Origin of the sequence: Halomonas ventosae (assembly GCF_004363555.1) — a bacterium.
GTDB lineage: Bacteria > Pseudomonadota > Gammaproteobacteria > Pseudomonadales > Halomonadaceae > Halomonas > Halomonas ventosae.
Window position 1 is genome coordinate 1 of the sequence record NZ_SNZJ01000037.1, and the last position, 3,069, is coordinate 3,069.

Annotated in this window: 3 protein-coding genes and 1 pseudogene; 1 reads left to right on the top strand and 3 read right to left on the bottom strand. The window is 60.0% G+C overall.

Annotated features, from left to right (window positions below; translation table 11 throughout):
* A pseudogene (locus DFP85_RS18700) lies at positions 1–176 on the bottom strand (TauD/TfdA family dioxygenase); the annotation flags it as partial.
* A gap of 45 nt (positions 177–221) precedes the next feature.
* Here DFP85_RS18700 and DFP85_RS18705 point away from each other — a divergent pair.
* Positions 222–419 (top strand): helix-turn-helix domain-containing protein, encoded by a 198-nt coding sequence (locus DFP85_RS18705; protein WP_243737348.1) that lies wholly within the window; start codon positions 222–224, stop codon positions 417–419.
* A gap of 1,073 nt (positions 420–1,492) precedes the next feature.
* Here DFP85_RS18705 and istB read toward each other — a convergent pair.
* Both istB and istA read right to left on the bottom strand, forming a co-directional pair.
* Positions 1,493–2,299: an IS21-like element helper ATPase IstB gene (gene istB, locus DFP85_RS18715; RefSeq protein WP_133637915.1), complete on the bottom strand. Its 807-nt coding sequence runs from the start codon at positions 2,297–2,299 to the stop codon at positions 1,493–1,495.
* A partial coding sequence (gene istA, locus DFP85_RS18720; protein ID WP_133637916.1) for an IS21 family transposase occupies positions 2,296–3,069 on the bottom strand: 774 nt, incomplete at its 5' end. The genes istB and istA, both read right to left, overlap by 4 nt.

Below are 3,069 nucleotides of genomic sequence, written 5' to 3' on the forward strand. Positions count from 1 at the left end.
TGGTACTCGCGGGTCGGCAGGTCCACATGGGGCGGCAGGGCAATGGCGGTGTAGGCGTTGGAGTCCGGGTCCGGCTTGGCCTTGACGTCGAACAGAAACCCGAAGTTGGTGGGCCGCACCGGCCCGATGCGCCGGGCGATGGCCTCCGGCGAGTCGGGCGCGGTGGGAAGGCCCTGCACCCGCGCCATTTCGGGGAGACCCCTCAGCAGTGCTATCTGGGGATGCGTCTTGACCGCGCACGCCAATTGTTGGCCGATAGCCGCTGCCTCGTGACCGAGGCGGCCCTGGCCACCAGTTTTACCCAACCGGCGCACTTCACCCGTGCATACCGGAGACGCTTCGATGAAGCGCCAAGTTTTACTGCTGAGCGAGGTAGTGGTGCCATGCATCTTCAAGATGAAGCCACGATGTATGTTTGATTTTATCGCGTGGACGGCGGTCTCCAGTTTCAAGGGAATCGCTATTTTCAGGACCCCAGGTATTTGATTATCCGGGGGGCTACAGCTATGGAGTTTCCTGGTTAAAGGGACGTATGGAAAGCCGTCAAGCGAGTGTTTGGTGATAAGGAAAACCACGGCAATGGATGATAAAACCATCAGTTTGAAAAGTGCTCTCCAGAAGAAGCCCTGGCAGAAAAAATATAGCAAGTATGTGACATGCTCATGAAGATCAAAAGTGTATTGTTTTCATGACGACTGGAACCATTCCGTGGTGGAAAATCCGGAAAGTGATGTCGACAGGTTTATCTTGTCTAGGGCGCTGAACAGCTGAGCCCTTGAGAGGTGTGTTCTGAACAGTGAATCTGATTCTCAAGTCTGCTGTGCCACTCTCTGGATGTTTATTTCAAAATTTAGGAGCCTTGGTTTTTGGTTAATTAACAACCGATCGTAGGCCTTGGACATGTATAGCCCGCGATACGTGAAGTGCACGAAGGATCGGAAGTGAAGAGTTTTTATTTTAATCCGAGGGAAATATTCAATTAACTTGTTGGTTTAATAAAAACTGTTTGCCTACCTCATGCTAGAGAGGTTTAGGGCAATGGGGCTGGTAGTGGCTAGTCAGGTGGCTAGTAGTGTGGCTAGTCAGGTGGCTAGTAGTGTGGCTAGTAGGGCGGCTAGTCAGGTGGCTAGTCGGGTGGCTAGTCGGGTGGCTAGTCGGGTGGCTAGTCGGGTGGCTAGTCGGGTGGCTAGTCGGGTGGCTAGGCGGGTGGCTAGGAGGGTGGCTAGGAGGGTGGCTAGGAGGGTGGCTAGGAGGGTGGCTAGGAGGGTGGCTAGGAGGGTGGCTAGGAGGGTGGCTAGGAGGGTGGCTAGGAGGGTGGCTAGGAAGGTGGCTAGTAGGGTGGCTAGGAAGGTGGCTAGTAGGGTGGCTAGGCGGGAGGCTAGGCGGGTGGCTAGGAAGGTGGCTAGTAGGGTGGCTAGGCGGGTGGCTAGGCGGGATGTCAACGCCACTGAAGGTTGTCCGGATTTCATCAACTCAGATTGTCCAGTTTTTATCAGTGCTCCTTCATCGGAACAGATTCAGGATCGTGTGAGGGTTCGTCCTCCTTCGTCGTCGGTGTGGTCACCAATCCTGCGCGTCGCTTGTCCTTCAGTCGGTAGCTCTCGCCTTTGATATTTAGCGTGGTCGAGTGATGCAGCAGCCGATCCAGGATCGCCGTGGCGATGACCTGGTCGCCAAAGATCTCGCCCCAGTCCATGAACGACTTGTTCGAAGTGAGGATGGTGCTGGCCCGCTCGTAGCGACGGTTGATCAAGCGGAAGAACAGGCTGGCCTCCTCGCGGGTCATCGGCAGATAGCCCATCTCGTCCAGCACCAGCACCTTGGGATAGGTCAGCTGCTGGAGTTGTCGATCCAGACGGTTCTCCTGGCGAGCGCGCATCAGGGTGCTGACCAGCCGATCCAGGGTCATGAACAACACGCGGTGGCCGGCTTCGGCGGCTTTCACCGCCAGGGCGACGGCGAGATGCGTCTTCCCGACGCCGGGCGGGCCGAGCAGCACGACGTTTTCCCCGCGCTCGACGAAACCCAGGCCGGCCAGCTCGCGCACGATCTTGTGGTCGATGCTGGGCTGGAAGCTGAAGTCGAACTGCTCCAGGGTCTTGATCCACGGCAGCCGCGCCTGCTTCAGGCGCGACTCCAGCCCCTTCTGGTGGCGGCCGCCCCATTCCTGTAGCAGGGCCTGCTCCAGGAACTCGCGGTAGTTCAGGTCCTGCTTGCTGGCGTGCTCGCAGAGGCTGTCGAGCGAGGCCTGGAGGTGCTCCATCTTCAGGCGGTTGAGTAGCTGTTCCAGGGCCATCACAGCACCTCCTCGTAGACCCGCAGGTCACGCTGCTGCACCGACAGGGTCTGCTGCCACAGGGCGGCATGGTGCTCCGGCACGGTCCGCCAGCCGGCCTGTGGCACTTGCAGGCGGTGCTGCGCGATGGCGTCACCGGCCGGCGAGTAGACGGTCAGCTCATCATCCAGGCTCAGCCGGATCACCATCGCCTGGCCGCAGTAGCGTTCCGGAACGCTGTAGCGGTTGCCCCGGACCTCGATGTAGCCGTCCCAGCCGACCTGGCGCAGGTCGTGGTAGCGCGTATCGAAGTCGGTGGCCGGCAGCACCTGGAGAGTCTCGACCTCGGCGGAGAAGCGCTCGGACGGGGTTTGGCGGAACTGCCTCAATGGTCGCTGATCGGCCACCCGCTCCAGCCACAGCAGAAGCAGCTGGTTCAGGTGAGCAAGGCTCTCGAACTGCCGATAGCGCTGGAAGAAGTGCTGCTTCACGTAGCCCACCATGCGCTCGGTCTTGCCCTTGGTGCGCGGGCGCTGCGGCCGGCACGCCTTGGGCGCGAAGCCGTAATGGTTGGCCAGTTGCAGGAAGCCGGCATTGAAGATGACGCGGTGGTCGCGGTCATGCTTCAGCACCGCCGCTTTCTGGTTATCGACCAGCACCGTGCGCGGCACGCCGCCGAAGTAGCGGAAGGCCTGCACCAGCGCCTCGTAGGTGTGCTCGGCATCCTGGCTGGGGGCCGCCCAGACATGGAAGCGCCGCGAATAGCCCAGCGTGTTGACGGCGAAGCTGACCTT